This is a genomic window from Acidovorax sp. Root70 (assembly GCF_001428225.1).
Lineage (GTDB): Bacteria > Pseudomonadota > Gammaproteobacteria > Burkholderiales > Burkholderiaceae_C > Acidovorax.
This window is the reverse complement of record NZ_LMHQ01000008.1, coordinates 78,453-94,704: the sequence shown is the minus strand read 5'-3', so window position 1 is coordinate 94,704 and position 16,252 is coordinate 78,453. Positions and strand designations below refer to the sequence as shown.

Here is a 16,252-nt window from a genome sequence, read left to right as displayed (position 1 = left end):
AACCCCGCACTCCCAAGAAAAGAAGCGCGGGGTAATTGGCTGTGTGTCTGCCCTCCCACCAGTCAGGGCAGCAGCGTGTGGGGCGCCATCAGAAGTTGTGGCGCACGCCCACGGCGAAGGAGCTGAAGTCGTTACCCGGAGCCGACACGCCGTAGGTGGCTGCCTGGCTGTTGTTGATGCGGGTGTAGTACGTGTAGATCTTGGTGCGCTTGCTCAGGTTGTAGTTGTAGCCCAGCGTGTATTGGGTAGCGGCGCTATCAGCCACGTTGGAGTACTTGCCGGCACGGCCCACGTTCACGTGGAACTCGGACACGCCCATGATGTAAGCGGCCGACAGGCGCAGGTTGGTGCGGTTGCCGCCGTTGGCGATGAACACGTTCTTGTCGCGTTGCACGTAGGCGCCCATCACGAAGGGGCCGGTGGAGTAGGAAGCGCGCACTGCGAACTGGTTCTGGTCGCCCAGCTTGGAGTAACCAGCGCCCAGGCCCAGCTTGCCGATTTCGTAGTTGGCAGCCAGGTCCATGCTGTTCTTGCCGCCGGTGCCGCTGGGCTGCTCGTGCTGGGCCCAGCCGGCTTCGAACGTTGCGCCGCCCAGGCTGGGGGTGCGGTAAGCGATCTTGTTCACGTCGCGGGCGGGGTAGGCGTACAGAGCGTCAGCCGACGAGCCGGTGTCGTGGTTGTGGTTGCTGATGAAGTCGGCCGTTGCGTAGTACGACTCGGACGTGAAGTTGCCCAGACGCACCATGCCGAAGCCGCCGGACAGGTTCACTTCGCTTTGGCGGGCAAAAATGCCGCGCGAGTCGGAAGCGCCAGAGCTGGAGTCAAAGCCGCTTTCCAGCTGGAAACCCGCCATCAGGCCGCCGCCCAGGTCTTCCTGGCCCTTGAAGCCGAAGCGCGAGGAGTTGTTGAACAGGCCGGTCTTGGAGACATCGCCATCTTTTTGGTGTTCGAAGCTGGTGTTGACCCGGCCGTACAGGGTGACGCTGCTCTGTGCAAAGGCTGCAGACGTTCCCACCAGGGCCAGCGCGGCGAGGGCGCAGCGGTTCAATGTTTTCATTCGCGAGTTCCTTAAATCAAATTTTGTTTGATGACAAATAATCACCGGCCAAAAACGCACAGGGGTGATGCCTTTGGGCCGCCGCTACAAGCAAGTTTGATGCCTGTGGTGATGTGATCGTTGCACTTTGCAACGGAGGGGGATGCTACTGGCCGCCGTGATTGGCCGCCAGCGGGGTAAACACCTTTTTGTCATCCAAATGTCGTTGCGGCGCAACATGGTTCTGGTAAGGCACGCCAGAACCGACCGAGGGCGTAGCCCAGCGCCCCAGCCAAGGTCGCGAATGTGGTGCAAGCCCCCTGCGGGCTTCCATCGGCGTGCCGCAGCACCCAGGCTGCTGCCGGCGGGCAGGCGCTGCGAGGACTGCGAGCGCTGCAGGGCGGCTGGTTGGGTTTGTGGAGTGGGCGACGACCCCTTGAGGGATCGTCAACGGGCCCCTAGAACCGGTACGTCGAGGTCAGCGTGTAGGTGCGCGCCTGTCCGTAGAAGCAGTCCCCGCGTGCCAGGCACTGGGTGATGTGCACCTTGTCGGTCAGGTTCACCACGTTAAAGGCCACGCGCCAGTCGCCCGCGTCGTACGCCACCATGGCATCGGCCAGGGTGGCCGCCGGGGTGGTGATGGCGCTGGTGCCGCTCCACTGCGAGCCGGTGTAGCGCACGCCCGCGCCCACCACCCAGCCGCCACGGCCCTGGGCTGCAAAGCGGTGGCTCAGCCAGGCCGATGCGGTGTGCCGGGGCACGCTGGCCACGGGCTGGCCCTGGTCGCCTGCGTTGCTGCGGCTGATTTTTGCGTCGGTGAAGGCGTAGCCCACCGTAAAGTCCCACTGGCGCGCCAGGCTGGCCTGCACTTCGGCCTCGAAGCCGTTGACCTTTACCTCGCCGATCTGCAGGCTGTTGAGCGGGTTGCTGGGGTCGGTGGTCTTGCGGTTCTTCTCGCGCAGGGTGTACACGGCGGCAAATGCACTGATGCCCTGGCCCGGCGGCTGCCACTTCACACCCGCCTCCCATTGCTCGCCGCGCTGTGGTTTGTAGGCAGTGCCGTACGCATCGACCCCACCCAGGGGCTGGAAGGATTCGGAATAGCCCGCATACGGTGCCCAGCCGCCGTCCATCTGGTAGGTGACGCCCGCGCGTTTGGTCCAGGCCTTGTCGTCCACGGCAGCGGCGGGGCGGCCTTCGGTGTCGGTCTGGGCGCTGTCATGGCGCAGGCCCAGCGTGGCCGTCCAGCGGCCCCATTGGATCTGGTCTTGCGCGTAGAAACCCAGCTGCTTTTGCACCACGCTGGGCTGGCGCACCAGCTGTGCCGCCGTGGGCGGCGTGAAGTTGCCGTACACCGGGTTGTACACATCGATGGACGACGCCACCGCGCGCCAGGCCTGCTGGCCGGTGTGGTTGCGCTGCACGTCCAGGCCGGTCAGCAGCGTGTGCGCGGTGCTGCCCGCCTGCAGCTTGCCTTCGAGCTGTGTATCGACGAGCAGCATGCGGCCGGTGTTGAGGTTCCACACCGCGTCCCGCACCAGTGTGCGGTTGTCGCTGTTGAACACGGGGCGCGCAGGGCGGCCTGTGGCGGCGTTGGCCGTGAAGCTGGTGTAGATGGTGCGGTAGTCCACCTCGCTCACGGTGCGGCGCAGGTTCTGGCGCACCGTCCAGTCGCTGTTCAAACGGTGACTGAACAAATAGCCCCACGAGTTGTTGCTGGTGTCGTACGCATCCCAGCCCGGCTCGCTGATGAAGGTGTTGCGCGGAATCTGGCCGTACTGGCTGGGCAGCTGCGTGCCTTGCCACGGGAAGAAGCCGATGAGCGAGCCGCTTTGGTCCTTCTGGTGCAGGGCCTGCAGCGTGAGCGACGTGTCGGCATTGGGCTTCCAGGTGAGCGATGGGGCAAACACCACGCGGTTGTCGTCCACATGGTCCACCTGCGTACCGCTGTCGCGGCCCACGGCCACCAGGCGGTAGAGCCACTGGCCGTCCTGGTCGAGCGCGCCTGTCAGGTCGGCCGCAATTTGTTTGCGAGCGTTGTTCCCCAACTGCACCTGTACCTCGCGCAGGGTGTCGGCCTGCGGGCGCTTGCTGGTCAGGTTGAGCACGCCGCCCACGCTGCCCTGGCCGTACAGCACGGACGTGGGGCCGCGCAGAAACTCCACGCGCTCCAGCGTGTATGGGTCTGGCCGGCTGGTGTTGTAGGTACCGTAGGTGCGCAGCAGGCCGTCCTGGTATTGCGACACGGTGCCGCCGCGCGCGGCAAAGCTGTCCACGCGGCTGTCAAAGTAGTTGGACACCGCGCCCGCGGTGTACGCCGTCACCTGCCGCAGCGTTTGCACGCCCTGGGCGTCCATCTGGTCGCGCGTGATCACGCTGATGGCCTGGGGGGTTTCGATGAGCGGCGTGTCGGTCTTGGTGGCCGACAGTGCGCGTTGGGCCACGAAGCCGGTGACCGGGGCGGTCGGGTTTTCCTGCCCGCTGCCCCCGCTCACGGTGACCGGGGCGAGGGTCTTTTCTGCGGAAGGTGCAACGGCTGCGGTCGCCGCGGGGGCCGGGGTGCCTGCAGGCGCGGCCTGCTGCGCGTGAGCGCCGCCGCACAGGGCGAGCAAGGCCGCGTGGGCGATAGCGGTGCGGCAGGCAGTGATGCCAGGTGTCATGGTGCTGTTCTCCGATGGTTCAAGAAATGGGCAGGGCGAGGACGCCGGGCGCGGGGTGGTTCAGTGCCCGGGGCCCGGCCTGGTGGCGGATGGCGGGCGGCGGTCAGAACGTGTAGTCCAGCGATACCTGCACCGTGCGTGGCTGACCGGGCACCACCGCGCCGAAGCCGGCAGCGGTGGTGGTGGCGTCCAGGTAGTAGCGGCGGTTGCCGGCGTTCTTCAGGTTGGCCTGCAAGCGCATGCCGCCCGCGAACTGATAGCCCATGGCCAGGTCGACGACCGTGTAGCCCGGCAGGCGCCATTGGTTGTCGTTGGCGGTGAACTTGTCGCCCTGGTGCACCAGGCCGCCGCCGATCCACAGGCCGGGCAGCTGGGGCAGGCGGTACTGCGTCCACAGCGATGCGGTGCGGCGCGTGGCCAGCGCGACGCGGTTGCCCACGTTCGCGCCGGCGGCGGTGTCGGCGAGCACCTTGGGGTCGTGGAAGCTGGCCTGCGCCGTCACCGTCCAGCGGGGGGTGATACGGCCCTGCAGCTCCAGCTCCACGCCCTTGATGCGCTGGCGCGCGGTCAGCACCGAGTAGCCCGCGTGCTGCGGGTCGGTGGCGGGCGCGTTGGTCAGCTCCAGGTCGAAGGCGGACACAGTGGTCATCAGGCGTTTGTCCAGCCATTCCTGCTTCCAGCCCACTTCAAACTGCTTGCCCTCGGACGGCGGCGCGGCGCGGTCGCCCCACAGCAGCGTGCCGGTGTTGGCCTGGAACGAGCGCGCGTGGCTGGCGTACAGCATGCTGCCGGGGCGCGGCTCCCAGCTGAGTGCGGCGCTGGGCTGGGTCTTGCTCAGGTCGGTGACGGGCGTGGTGTAGGCGTCCTTGAAGCGGTCATGCCGCAGGCCCAGCAACAGGCCGAAGTCGCCCAGCACCAGGCGGTCCTGCACGTACACACCCGTGTTGCGCGTGTCCGAGGACAGCCGGGCCACGCCGGTGGAGGCGGCGGGCGGCACCAGGCCGGTGACCGGGTTGTAGAGGTCGACCGCACCCAAGTTGCCGGTGGCGCGCGCACCGTAGACCCCTTGGATGGTGCGCCAGTCCAGGCCGGCCAGCAGGGTGTGCCGCACCGGGCCGGTCTGTACCTGCGCGCGCAGTTCGGCCAGCGCGGTGTCGGAGGTGTATTCCTGCCCGGGCGCGAGCCAGTAGCCGCGCGCCACGCGGCCGTTGGTGACGGGGCCGATGGGGGAGGGCAGGTTCACGTTGCGGTCGGTCTCGTTGCGCGACAGGTGCACGCGGCCCTGCAGCGCGTCGGTGAAGCGGTGCTGCAGCTCGGTGGAGTAAAAGCGCATGCGGCCGTCGGTGGTCAGCCATGGCTCACCGTAGAAGGTGCCCACGGGCAGCGCGTCGGCGCTGCGCGGGTTCTTGGGGTCGGGCACGGCCAGGCCCACGGTGGAGGTGCCTTCGATGCCCTGGTACTCGGCCTGCGCGCGCCAGAGGGTGTCGGGCGTGACCTGCCATTCCAGGCTGCCCGCGATGCCCTGCTTGCGCGGGGTGTTGCCGTCCACAAAGCTGCCGCCCCGGCTGGCACTGCCGTCGAGCCGGTAGCGCAGCGTGCCGTCGGCGTTGAGCGGGCCGGTCAGGTCGAACTCAGCATGGCGCCAACCGTCGCTGCCCGCGCCGACCTTCACGTTGCGCAGCGCCTCGGCCTGGGGCCGCTTGCTCACGTAGTTGACCAGGCCGCCCGGCGCCACCTGGCCGAACTCCAGCGCGGCAGGGCCCTTGATGACCTCGACACGTTCGATGTTGAACAGCGGTGGGTCCAGCAGGTGGACGAACTTGGCGCCGTCGCGCAGAAAGTTGAAGGTGTTGTTGGCCCACAGCCCGCGGATGGCGAACTGCGAGTACGAGCCGTAGTACTCGCTGCGCGACGAGACGCCGGAGGCGTTGCGCAGCACGTCGCGCTCGGTGGTCGCCATCTGCTGCTCCAGCAGCGCGCCGTCGATCACGCTCACGGCGCGGGGTGTCTCCAGCACCGACAGGCCCAGGCGCGAACTGCTCTGGGCGCGCCGCGCGGGGGTGGCCGCTGCGCCTGCGGTGGAGTCCACCACATCGACCTGGCGCAAGGAAGGTGCGGAGGGGGACGCGTCGGCGGCAACCGGCGCCTCACTGGTTTGTGCCAGGGCCGAGCCCCAGGCGGTGAACAGCACGGCCTGGGCCACGGCGGTGCGCAGGAAGTTGGGGTGGATCATGATGCTATGTATTTGGTAGCTATGGAGGTATATGAATCAGGCGCTAGAAGGCGATTTGCTTTGAAATCAAGCCGCGGGGGGCTGTTGCCTAGCGCCTTTGTGCTAGCGCTTGCGGGCTGGCGCTCGCACGGCATGCCCTGGTTTCGCTTCGACCCTTTGGCAGGGGGCCGCACGACTACACAGCGCCAGCGCGCCTTCGGTACGACCGAGCGGAACGGCCCTGCGTTCGCGCCACGCCACGCCAGCGTGGGCAACGCCCTGGGCAGGTGCTGTGCGCCGCGCCGGGGTGGGGCGAGGGTGGGCCTGGCCTCAATGGCCTTTGGGGGGCTCGGGCAGGGCGGGCGACGCCATGCCGTCGGCCTGCACAAACGTCAGCGTGGTCACGTAGCTGGCTTCGCCGTACTTCTCGCCTTGGGCCGTGGCGCCTTCGGTCTTGTCGCTGTGCTTCACTTCGGCCACGTACTGGCCCTTCCACGGGGTGACAAAGCGCACGGTGCCGTCTTCACCGGTCTCGGCCTCGCGCGTCCAGCCCGAGGGCGCCGCCAGTTGCACTTTGGCCTTGGGCAACGGTGCGCCCTTGTAGATCGCTTTCAGCTCGCCGGGCTTACCGGTGGGCACGAGGTCCAGCGGGGCAGTGGGCGCCACGGCGTGCGTCAGGCCGGCCACCCAGCGGGCCGAGGGCTGCCAGAACATCGCAGGCAGGCTGCGTTTGCTGCGGTCGATCAGCGGGTAGGCGGCCACTGCCAGCAAGGTGCCGGGGGCACCGGTGGTGGCGTACACAAAGGCGTCCTTGCCCAGTTGGCCCTCCACACGCTGGGCAGTGGCGCCCGGGCGTTGCTGTTCCAGTAGGGGCACGCCCTTGAACTGGTCGAGCCGACCGGGCGAGGTTTCGCGCAGGTTTTCGTTGAATTCGCCAAAGTGCAGGCGCGCCTGGCCCCCGGCGTTTTCAAGCCAGACCTGGTGGGCGTGGGCGCTGTTCGCCGCAGTGAGGGCGGCGCAGGCCAGCAGTGCGGCCAACAGCGGGGCCTGGCGCGTGGGTTGGGAGGACATGGACGATTTCCTTTCAGTGGTTAACAACATCAAAAAACAAGGGGTGCGCTGCGCCACGCCCCGTGCTGCGCAGGGGGCGGGTGCTCATTGATTGATAGCTGCCAACGCTGAATGGATCAGCGCCCGGTGGCTTTACGGCCTGTGCCGTGTTGCGCCAGGCGTGGGGTACGCGCTGGGACAGGCCGGATCAGGCCAGGGGCGGCGCGGTGGGCGCGGCCCGTGCGGTCATGCCGCGTCAGAGGGCCTTTGCACGATCGCCACGGCCGTGGCTGCGCTCGGGCCGCCATTGCAACCCATCGCTCGTGCAGCGCACACTTTCCGCTCGATTCGAGCGAAGGCGCTTCAGGCCTTAGAAATCCACGCTCACACTCAGCGACAAGGTGCGCGGTGCGCCCACCACCAGGTAGCCCTGGCCGGGGTAGCCGCCCACCGACGCCCAGTAGTTGCGGTTGGTCAGGTTGTCGATGCGCGCACGCAGCGTGACGAGTTTGCCTTGCACTTCGGTGAGGTAGCGGGCGCCCACGTCCAGGCGGTTCCAGCCGGGTACTTGCAGCGTGTTGGTGGCGTTGGCGTAGCTGGCGCCGGTGTGCACCCAGCGGCCGTCCACGGCCAAGCCGGGTGCACCGGGCACGTCCCATTCGGCACCCAGGTTGGCCTGCAGCTTGGGCACGCCGATGACGCGCTGGCCGTCGGTGGTGGCAGAGCCGGTGCTCAGCTGCTTGGCATCGAGCCAGGTCAGCCCGCCCAGCACGCGCAGGCCCTTGGTGGCCTCACCCTGCAGGGCCAGCTCCACGCCCTGGTGGCGGTCCTTGCCGCTGGTGCTGAAGAGGTTGGCGGCGTTCAAGAAAGCGCGCGGCTTGGTGGTGGAGAACAGCGCGATGCTGCCGCCCACACGGCCGGCGTCAAACTTCACGCCCACTTCCTTTTGCTTGGAGACATAAGGCGCGAGCATCTCGCCCCGGTTGGTCGCCGTGCTAGGCGCGGTCTGGCCCTGGCTCAGGCCCTCCACGTAGTTGGCGTACACCGACAAGCCTTGGTCCACCTTGTAAACGGCGGCCAGCAGCGGGCTGGTGCGGCTCTGGTCGTAGCGGTCTGTCTGCACGGCCGTGCCGTAGGCGTAGTTGGCGATCTCCAAGGTCTGGTGGCGCAGGCCTGCGGTGAGCAGCAGGCGCTTGTCCAGCAAGGCCAGGGTGTCGCCCAGCGCAAAGCTGGTCAGGCGCGTGCTGCCGGTGCGGCGCGGGTCGGCCAGGTCGCCCCCCCGGAAGGCCCCTGCGCTCAGGGCCGGCAAGGCCGTGTCCACGGGGTGGTAGAGGTTGGTGGCCTGCGTGTTGGCGAAGTCCATCGCATACGCGTTCTTCTTGTCAGAACTGAAGTGCGAAGCCACCGCCACCCATTCGTGGCCAACACCGCCGGCCTGCAGCTTGCCGCGCAGGCCCAGCTCGCCGGTGTTCACGCTGTCCTTGCGGGTGTTGTCGAAGCGGTAGGTGGTGCCCGCACCGGTGACGCCGTCGGTCAACGTGAGGTTGGCCAGCGAATTGGCTTCCGAGCTGCGGCGCGCGCCAGCGGCGGCCCAGCCTGTGATGTCGGGCGTGATGTCCCACTCGCCGCGCAGCGTGCCAAAGGTGTCGCGCTCGTTCGAGTAGCTCCAGGGCTGGGCGAAGTTGGTCTGGTTGTCAGGGGCGCTGGGCACGGCGGTCACCGCACCGCCCAGGGTCACGTTGGTGCGCGTGTTCTTGAGCTTGTGCTCTTGCCAGCCGATGTCGCCCGACAGGCGCACGTCGCGGCTGCGCCAGTCCAGTCCCACTGCCACCAGGCCCAGCCGCACGTCTTCATCGTCCACCGCCGTGCCGCCGTTGTGCGAGGCCGCATTCACGCGGATGCCGGTATTGCCATCGGGCCCGAAGCGGCGCGCGATGTCGGCCGAGACCTGCGTCTGTCCGCCACTGGCCACGCCAAAGCCCACGCGGTTCAGGGGCTCGTTGGGTGCGCGTTTGGGCAGCAGGTTGATGCTGCCGCCGATGCCGCCGCCGCTCGGGCTCGCGCCGTTCAAAAAGGCCGAGGCGCCACGCAGCACCTCCACGCGTTCGAACAGTTCGGTGGCGATGTACTGGCGGGGCAGCAGGCTGTACAGGCCGTTGTAGGCGGTGTCGTCCGAATCCAGGATGAAGCCCCGGATGAAATAAGCCTCCTGAAAGTTGCCAAAGCCCCGGGCGACACGCACGGTGGGGTCGTTCTGCAGCACGTCACCCACGCTGCGGGCGTGGCGGTCCTGAATCAGTTCATTGGTGTAGCTGGTGGCGGAAAACGGCGTGTCCATCGCGTCCTTGGTGCCCAGCAGGCCCGCACGGGCGCCGCGTGCCACCTGGCCGCCGGCATAGGCGGGCGACAGGCCCTGGGCCGAGGCGTCGGCGCTGGCGTTGACCGTGACGGTGGACAGCGTCTGGCCTTCTGCCACCGGGCCGGTGGTGGTGGCCTGCGCCCAGGCAGGCACTGCGAGGCTGAACAGCACGGCGGCCGCGAGGGCGGCAGGGGTGTGGGCAAAGCGGGGGAACGTGGTGCAGGAAGGAGCGTGACGCATGGTGTGAAAGGAGGGTGTGTTGGGTTCTCAGCGTGGCGTGGAGCGCGCTGGGGCGCCCTGGCCGCCGTCGTGGGAGGTGCCAGAAGTGGGGGTCGGCGTGCCGACCTGGGTGTGCGGGGCAGGGGCTGCAGAGGCTGTGCGTGGCCAGGCAAACCAGCCCATCACCGCGACCGGAACACCCAGGCCTACCCACGACCACCAGTCGCCCCAGGTGTCGGACACGAGGGCGGTGGCCAGGCCGGTGGTGGTGAGCACGGCCATCACGAGGGGCCATCCCCACAGCGACCAAAACGGGCTCGGCTTCATGCGCGGCCCTCCGTGCGGCGCAGCGGGCTGCTGGCGCGTGCAGCGGCGTTTGCGGGCCGACCGGCGGGGCCTGGCAACGGTGGGGCCGAGACGGTGCCGGGGTTGTTGTTGGTGCCGCTGCCCGCCTGCACGCCCTTGCGCAGCCACAGGTACAGCCCGCTGCCCAGCACCACGATGGTGGCCAGGTCGAGCAGCGCCCAGAGGAGCTTCATCGGCATGCCGCCGTAGTCGCCAAAGTGCAGCGGCTGCGACACCAGCAAGGCCGTCAGGTACCACGGCAGCCGGGGCGAGGCGGTGACCTCGGCCGTGCGCGCATCCACCAGCACGGGCTTGAGCAGCTTGGATGTGAGCGGCTCGTTGCCGCGCATGAAGAACGTGTTGTGGTGCGGGCTGGAGAACGCCGTGCCCGGAAACGCAATGAACGACAGCTTGGTGCCCGGCGCCTGGGCCTGCGCCGCCTCCAGCGCCTGCTGCAGCGGGCCGCGCTCGGCTGCGGGCACGATGGGCTGTCCTGCATAGGGCTTGAGCAGCACGGACAGCTGGTCGTACTGCCAGTATTTGATGAGCAGGTCCGCCCACGTGTTGATCATGCCTGTGCCGCCGACCACCAGCGCCCACACCAGCGTGACGATGCCCAGCAGGTTGTGCAGATCGAGCCATTTCACGCGCCTGGAGCGGTCGCGCCGCACCTCGCCAAACGCCAGCTTGCGCATGAACGGCGCATACAGCACCACGCCGGTGACGATGGCCACCAGCAGCAGCAGGCCCATGAACCCCAGAAACAGCTTGCCCGGCAACCCGGCGAACAGGTCCACGTGCAGCTTGAACATCACATACATGAAGCCCTCGTCAAAGCGCGGCTGCGCCAGCACCTTGGCGGTGCGTGCATCCACGGCCACCGACTTGAAATCGTCCGTGGGTGCCGGGGTGGGCGTGAGCGTGACGAACCAGACGTTGTCATCGTCCTCGGCGTGTGACGCGAACTGCACCACGCGCTCGGGGTGCAGTGCCTTTGCCGTGGCCAGCACCTGGTCCAGGCTCGCGCGGGGCGTGCTGGCGGGCATGGCGGGTGCCTCCACCTCGGTGCCCAGCAGGTGGCCAATTTCGTGGTGAAAGATCAGCGGCAGGCCGGTAAGGCACAGCAGCAGCATGAAGACGGTGCACACCAAGCTGGACCACTTGTGGGTCCAGCTCCAGCGGCGCAGGGCGGCGGGGCTCAGCATGGCGTGGAGGGACTGTCGGAGGAGTCCCGCTGGCGTGCGGCGTTGGCGTTGCGGTGTGCCCCGGCTGCCGCAAGCACGCGGGGCCGCCACGGCTTGGAAGCGGTTTTACGGACAGGGGAAAAAGAATGGTTCAAGCCAGGCAACCCGAAAACATCTGAGGACGGTGGGTGCTGGCTGCTGCCGAAGAAGAGGCAGTGGCTCGCGGAAACCTAATTTTACATCGCAAATGAGAATGATTTAGTTTTGCATTGTTTTGTGTTGTAGGGAATGCACAACGGCATCTTTCGCTGTATTTGTAAATGATGAAAATGAATTTGACAAAAATGATAAATTCGTAAAAAATTTGATTTTCAGCAAAACTTCGATGTGATTCCATGACCCGCCAACGCATGACTGTCCGTACCAAACTGAGCCTGGCCTTTGGGCTCATGGTTGTCTTGATCCTGCTGGTGGCGGGGACCTCCATCCATGACATGACGCAGGAGAAAGAGCAGTTTCACGACTTCGTCACCGGCATCAATGCCCGGGCCCACATGGCGCAGGAGGTCCAGGCGTCGGTCAACCGCAGGGCAGTTGCCGCCAGAAATCTCGTGCTGGCCACCAACGACGCCGATCGCGCCACCGAGAAACTGGCGGTGGCCGGTGCCCATGCCGATGTGCAGGAACGATTGGCGCGGCTCAAGGACATGGTGGCTGCTGGCCACGTGCCTGCCAACATCAAGGCGCTGGTGGACGACATCGATCGAATCGAGCAGTCCTACGGCCCGGTGGCATTGCAGATCGTGGAGCTGGCGCTGAAGGGGCAGCGTGATGAGGCGATTGCGAGGATCAACGGCGAATGCCGTCCGCTGCTGGCTGCCCTGATCGCCAAGACCCGTGAGTACCAGCTCGTCACGGACGCCCGGGCCCAGGACCTGGTCAAAGAATCCGAGGCTGAAATGGTGGCCCAGCGGACCCGTCTGGTGGTGCTTGCGTTGCTTGCGACCGTGGTGGCACTGCTCTCTGGTTTCTTCATCACACGCAGCGTGGCACGGGCACTGGGGGCCGAGCCTGGTGCGCTGAGCGAAGCCGCGCAGCGTGTGGCCAATGGCGATCTGTCATCGGTTCCGGGTGCAGACCGTGCGGCCCAGGGGAGTGTCCTGGCCTCGCTGAGCGTGATGCAACAGAATCTCGCCGACATCGTTGCGAAGGTGCGTGGTGCATCGGATTCCATTGCCATCGGCACCTCGGAGATTGCACGCGGCAATGTGGATCTGAGCCAGCGCACCGAAGAGCAGGCCAGCGCCCTGCAGCAGACCGCCGCCACCATGGAGCAGTTCAGCACCACGGTTCGCAACAACGCAGAAAGCGCCAAGGTGGCGGACCGGCTGGCCATCAGCGCGTCCACGGTGGCCACCCAGGGGGGCGATGCAGTCTCTCGCGTGGTCGACACCATGAAGGGTATCAACGACAGTTCGCGCAAGATCTCCGACATCATCGGTGTGATTGACGGCATTGCCTTCCAGACCAACATCCTGGCCTTGAATGCCGCGGTCGAGGCGGCCCGCGCTGGCGAGCAGGGACGTGGGTTTGCCGTGGTCGCTACCGAGGTGCGCAACCTTGCTGAGCGCAGTGCGTCTGCCGCCAAGGAGATCAAGGCGCTGATCAGCGACAGCGTGGAGAAAGTGACCGTGGGCTCCCAGCTTGTGGATCAGGCGGGCCAGACCATGGAAGAGGTGGTGGGGGCCATCAAGCGCGTGACCGAAATCGTGGGAGAGATCAGCTCTGCCAGTGCAGAGCAAAGCTCTGGCGTGGCGCAGATCGGTCAGGCGGTGAACCAGATGGACCAGGTCACGCAGCAGAACGCCGCGCTGGTCGAAGAGAGTGCAGCCGCAGCCCAGAGCTTGGACATGCAGGCCAGGCAACTGAGCCAGGCGGTGCAGATCTTCAAGCTGGATGGCCTCGCGGGCGCGGGCGCTGCGCTCGGAGCCGTCCCTCAGCGGCTCCAGCTGGGCTACGCAGCGTGATCGGTGTCGCGTGTCCTGGCAGTACATGCGCTGATATGGCAATCCGCCGTGGTGCAGACCAGACGCATACCGGACTCCTGGGGAGTGGGCGATGACCGAAGAGTCCACAAAGCTCATCCAACAACTGATGGCGCGGCGGTTCGATGACTTGCCCGCAGTTCAAAGCCCTGAGCAGCGCAAGGGTGCGCTGGGCATCGTGAACCTGTTTGCATTGGCATCCCACATGCTGACAGCCATGTCCGGCGCCCTGGTCATCGTTTCGGTCGAAAGGGACGTCGCAGGGGATTGGCATGCCGCCGGTGCCTGCGACGAGGTTCACAGACTGGTGGATCTGGCCGTGCAGACCTCGGCGTCGTTGACGCGACTGCTCGGGATGGCGATGGTGGCGCTGCACAGCGAGCAGATCACCACCCGAAGCGCGACCGAGCGCCACAGCATTCAGCAGCTCGTGGCCACGGGATACCTCTACGTGGAGTCTTTGAATGCAGTGTCGCTGGAGGCCACCAACATGGCCCGCTGGCGCGGTTTGTGGGGTCGTGGTGGCTACGCCCACTGCCCCTTGGTGCCTTCGCAACAGTTTGACCCCGAACGCGACCGGGCCAGAGAATCGGTGCGTACCTTGATAGCGCAGATCATTGAGCTCGGGCTGAGGGCGGAGCTTTTCGACGGCACCTGGGCCATGGAATGAAAGGTATTGGACGGAAGCAGGACCGCGCACAGCCGCCGTCGCTGGCACGGACCCGATACCTTGTCCCGCTGATGCATTCATCGGCTCCGTCAATACTTGGTTTTGCTATGAATTAAATAGCTGCTGGTGCATGAATTACGAGCACCAGCGCCAAGTTGAATGCATCTTTTGTGCTCCGTGGGTCTCAGGAGTTCGCGGAGGCCCAGGTGGTCATCGCATGGGTCAGAAGCGCGTGCGCAGCGTCACCTGCAGCGCACGCGGCGAGCCGGGCAGGATCAGGTTGTCGTTGCTGCCGTGGGCCGACACGTAATACTTGCGGTTGGCCAGGTTCTTGATGTTCACGTCCACATCCCACTGGCCCAGCGTGTACTGCAGCGCTGCGTCGAGCGTGGTGTAGCCGGGCAGGGTCACCAGGTTGGTGAGCGAGGTGAAGCGAGCACCGACATAGTTCACGCCGCCGCCCACGCGCAGGCCGTGGCCCAGGTCTTTCATGGCCCACAGGAAGGCGGAGTTGCGCGGTGTGAGCGCGGCGACCTTGCCCTGCGCGGGGACGGCGGCCGTGGGCATCTGCAGCGAGCCCGTGGTGGCCAGCGACTTCGTCATGCGTCCGTCCAGCCAGGCATAGCCCGCGCTCACGTCCCAGCGGCCAGGCAGGCGGCCATTCGCGGCCAGCTCGAACCCGTTGGTGCGCTGCGTGCCCACGTTGATCTGGCGCGACGGGTTGCTGGGGTCGGTGTTCTTGATGTTGGTGCGCTCCAGGTTGAACAGCGCGCCGGTCACATTCAGGCGGCCGTCCAGCAGGTCGAGCTTCACGCCGATTTCCTTGTTCTGCGTGATCTCGGGCTCGTTGGCGGTGTTGTTGGCGGCCAGCGCAAAGGTCTCTGCCGAGGGCTGGAACGACTTGCTGTACGACACGTAGTACGACACGGTATCGCTGGGCTGCCACACCAGGCCTGCGCGGGGGCTGAACTTCTTGTCGGTGCGCGACAACGCGGAGAGCTTGCGGTCAAACTCGGTCTGCTGCTTGAACACGTCATAGCGCGCACCCACCAGCGCCTTCCACTGGGGCGCCAGCGTGATCTGGTCCTGCCAGTACAGCGCGGCGGTGTCCTGCGTGGTGTGGCTGGGGATGGCGCTGTCGGCGGTGTAGCTGGCGGCCGGAATCACTGGCGCGGCCACGCCAGCGGGGTTGAAGATGGAGACGCGGTCTGCACCGCCCGAGACGGATTCCGCGCGCTTCTTCTGCTGGCCCAGTTCCATGCCCATGAGCCATTCCTGCTTCAGGCCGCCCAGCTGGTTGCGCCAGGTCACGTCGGTCTGGTTGAAGATGCCGCTCTCGTCGCGCAGGATGAACGAGCGCGTGCGGCCCACGGTCAGGTTCACCGGGTTGGTGGTGCCGCCGGGCAGGGTGTTGTAGCGGTCCAGGGCGTAGTCATAGGCGCGCGTCACATTGCGCACCGACCAGTCGTCGTTGAAGCGATGGTTGAGCGTGGCCGCCAGCGATTGCATGGTGCTGGTGGTGGTGTCGTCCTGCGCGGCGTTGCTGGAGCCGTAGTAGGTGCTAGCGGGCACGTTCACCGGGCGGCCGTTCAGGGCCGGGATACCGAAGTCTGTCAGGCGCTTGTCGCGTGCGTTGGTGTACTGCAGCAACAGGTCGGTCTGCGCGGCGAGCTTGAGGGCCAGCGAGGGCGCGAAGTTGTGGCGCTTGACGAACTGCTGGTCGCGGTAGCTGCCCGAGTCTTCCACGGCGGCATTGATGCGGAGGGCCGCGGTCTCGCTGATGCCCACATTCACGTCGGCCGTGGCGCGGCGGTAGTCAAAGCTGCCCAGGCCCAGGCTGGCCTCGCCCGACGTCTCGCCGAACTTTGGTTTCTTGGTCACGCGGTTGATGAGCCCGCCCGAGGAGCCGCGCCCGTACAGCACGGCGGCCGGGCCCTTGAGCACTTCCACGCGCTCGATGTCGGCCAGGTCGCGGAAATACAGCGCATCGTCGCGCACGCCGTCCACAAACTGGTCGGCGATGGCGGTAAAGCCGCGGATCACCACTTGGTCGCGCTGGCCGTCGCCGTGGCTCATGGCCACGCCGGGCACGTTGCGCAGCACGTCCTCCATCGAGCGCGCGCCCTGGTCGCGCATGAGCTGCTCGGGCACCACGTTCACAGCCTGGGGCACGTCGCGCAGCGGGGCGCTGCCCTTGGTGGCGGAGGTGCTGGCGGCGGGTGAGTAGCCGTCGTCGCCGGTGGTGGATTGCACTGTGACCTCGCTCAGCGTCTGAGGGGGCTTGGCGGGCGGGGCGTTTTGCGCCAGGGCCGTGCCGCAGAAAGCGGCCAAGACGGCGGCGGCCAGCGGGTGCAGGGTCTGGGGGTGGCGAAGGCGGAGGGGTGCGTGCATGATTTTTCCTAGGTGTGTGCGCAACGCGGTTGACATTGGCTCCGACGGCACCGGGCCTGGCGGGGCCCGTGCGGGCCACTG

Annotated in this window: 10 protein-coding genes; 2 read left to right on the top strand and 8 right to left on the bottom strand. The window is 66.8% G+C overall.

Translation table 11 applies throughout. The features are described 5' to 3' along the window. Positions 1 to 88: 88 nt before the first annotated feature. The 7 genes from ASD94_RS05990 to ASD94_RS05960 all read right to left on the bottom strand — a co-directional run bounded on the left by ASD94_RS05990 (position 89) and on the right by ASD94_RS05960 (position 11,086). Positions 89 to 1,057 (bottom strand): porin, encoded by a 969-nt coding sequence (locus ASD94_RS05990; RefSeq protein WP_056639924.1) that lies wholly within the window; start codon positions 1,055 to 1,057, stop codon positions 89 to 91. A 437-nt stretch (positions 1,058 to 1,494) separates the two neighbouring features. Next, a complete protein-coding gene (locus tag ASD94_RS05985; protein ID WP_056639921.1) occupies positions 1,495 to 3,696 on the bottom strand; it encodes a TonB-dependent siderophore receptor in 2,202 nt (733 codons plus the stop codon). Between the two features lie 103 nt (positions 3,697 to 3,799). After that, positions 3,800 to 5,929 (bottom strand): TonB-dependent siderophore receptor, encoded by a 2,130-nt coding sequence (locus ASD94_RS05980; protein WP_056639918.1) that lies wholly within the window; start codon positions 5,927 to 5,929, stop codon positions 3,800 to 3,802. A 309-nt stretch (positions 5,930 to 6,238) separates the two neighbouring features. Continuing rightward, complete coding sequence (locus ASD94_RS05975; RefSeq protein ID WP_056639915.1) at positions 6,239 to 6,979, bottom strand: hypothetical protein; 741 nt, start codon at positions 6,977 to 6,979, stop codon at positions 6,239 to 6,241. 349 nt (positions 6,980 to 7,328) lie between these two features. Continuing rightward, positions 7,329 to 9,557 (bottom strand): TonB-dependent siderophore receptor, encoded by a 2,229-nt coding sequence (locus tag ASD94_RS05970; protein WP_056639912.1) that lies wholly within the window; start codon positions 9,555 to 9,557, stop codon positions 7,329 to 7,331. 27 nt (positions 9,558 to 9,584) lie between these two features. Beyond that, complete coding sequence (locus tag ASD94_RS05965; RefSeq protein WP_056639909.1) at positions 9,585 to 9,863, bottom strand: hypothetical protein; 279 nt, start codon at positions 9,861 to 9,863, stop codon at positions 9,585 to 9,587. Further along, a complete protein-coding gene (locus ASD94_RS05960) occupies positions 9,860 to 11,086 on the bottom strand; it encodes a PepSY domain-containing protein (protein ID WP_056639905.1) in 1,227 nt (408 codons plus the stop codon). Before ASD94_RS05960 ends, ASD94_RS05965 begins: the two co-directional genes overlap by 4 nt. Positions 11,087 to 11,460: 374 nt before the next feature. On the opposite strand from ASD94_RS05960, the gene ASD94_RS24210 reads away from it, so the two are divergent. Both ASD94_RS24210 and ASD94_RS05950 read left to right on the top strand, forming a co-directional pair. Further along, positions 11,461 to 13,092 carry a methyl-accepting chemotaxis protein gene (locus ASD94_RS24210; protein ID WP_056639903.1) on the top strand — a complete coding sequence of 544 codons (1,632 nt, stop codon included), beginning with the start codon at positions 11,461 to 11,463 and terminating at the stop codon, positions 13,090 to 13,092. A 91-nt stretch (positions 13,093 to 13,183) separates the two neighbouring features. After that, entirely contained in the window at positions 13,184 to 13,780 is a 597-nt protein-coding gene (locus ASD94_RS05950; RefSeq protein WP_056639900.1) for a hypothetical protein, read from the top strand. Between the two features lie 222 nt (positions 13,781 to 14,002). Here the strand turns inward: ASD94_RS05950 and ASD94_RS05945 are convergent, their stop codons facing one another. Beyond that, entirely contained in the window at positions 14,003 to 16,171 is a 2,169-nt protein-coding gene (locus ASD94_RS05945) for a TonB-dependent siderophore receptor (RefSeq protein ID WP_156391359.1), read from the bottom strand. Positions 16,172 to 16,252 lie beyond the last annotated feature (81 nt).

Bases quoted from the DNA above. Each gene is read 5' to 3' on its own strand.
- ASD94_RS05990 (WP_056639924.1), bottom strand. From the start codon at position 1,057: ATGAAAACATTGAACCGCTGCGCCCTCGCCGCGCTGGCCCTGGTGGGA.
- ASD94_RS05985 (WP_056639921.1), bottom strand. From the start codon at position 3,696: ATGACACCTGGCATCACTGCCTGCCGCACCGCTATCGCCCACGCGGCC.
- ASD94_RS05980 (WP_056639918.1), bottom strand. From the start codon at position 5,929: ATGATCCACCCCAACTTCCTGCGCACCGCCGTGGCCCAGGCCGTGCTG.
- ASD94_RS05975 (WP_056639915.1), bottom strand. From the start codon at position 6,979: ATGTCCTCCCAACCCACGCGCCAGGCCCCGCTGTTGGCCGCACTGCTG.
- ASD94_RS05970 (WP_056639912.1), bottom strand. From the start codon at position 9,557: ATGCGTCACGCTCCTTCCTGCACCACGTTCCCCCGCTTTGCCCACACC.
- ASD94_RS05965 (WP_056639909.1), bottom strand. From the start codon at position 9,863: ATGAAGCCGAGCCCGTTTTGGTCGCTGTGGGGATGGCCCCTCGTGATG.
- ASD94_RS05960 (WP_056639905.1), bottom strand. From the start codon at position 11,086: ATGCTGAGCCCCGCCGCCCTGCGCCGCTGGAGCTGGACCCACAAGTGG.
- ASD94_RS24210 (WP_056639903.1), top strand. From the start codon at position 11,461: ATGACCCGCCAACGCATGACTGTCCGTACCAAACTGAGCCTGGCCTTT.
- ASD94_RS05950 (WP_056639900.1), top strand. From the start codon at position 13,184: ATGACCGAAGAGTCCACAAAGCTCATCCAACAACTGATGGCGCGGCGG.
- ASD94_RS05945 (WP_156391359.1), bottom strand. From the start codon at position 16,171: ATGCACGCACCCCTCCGCCTTCGCCACCCCCAGACCCTGCACCCGCTG.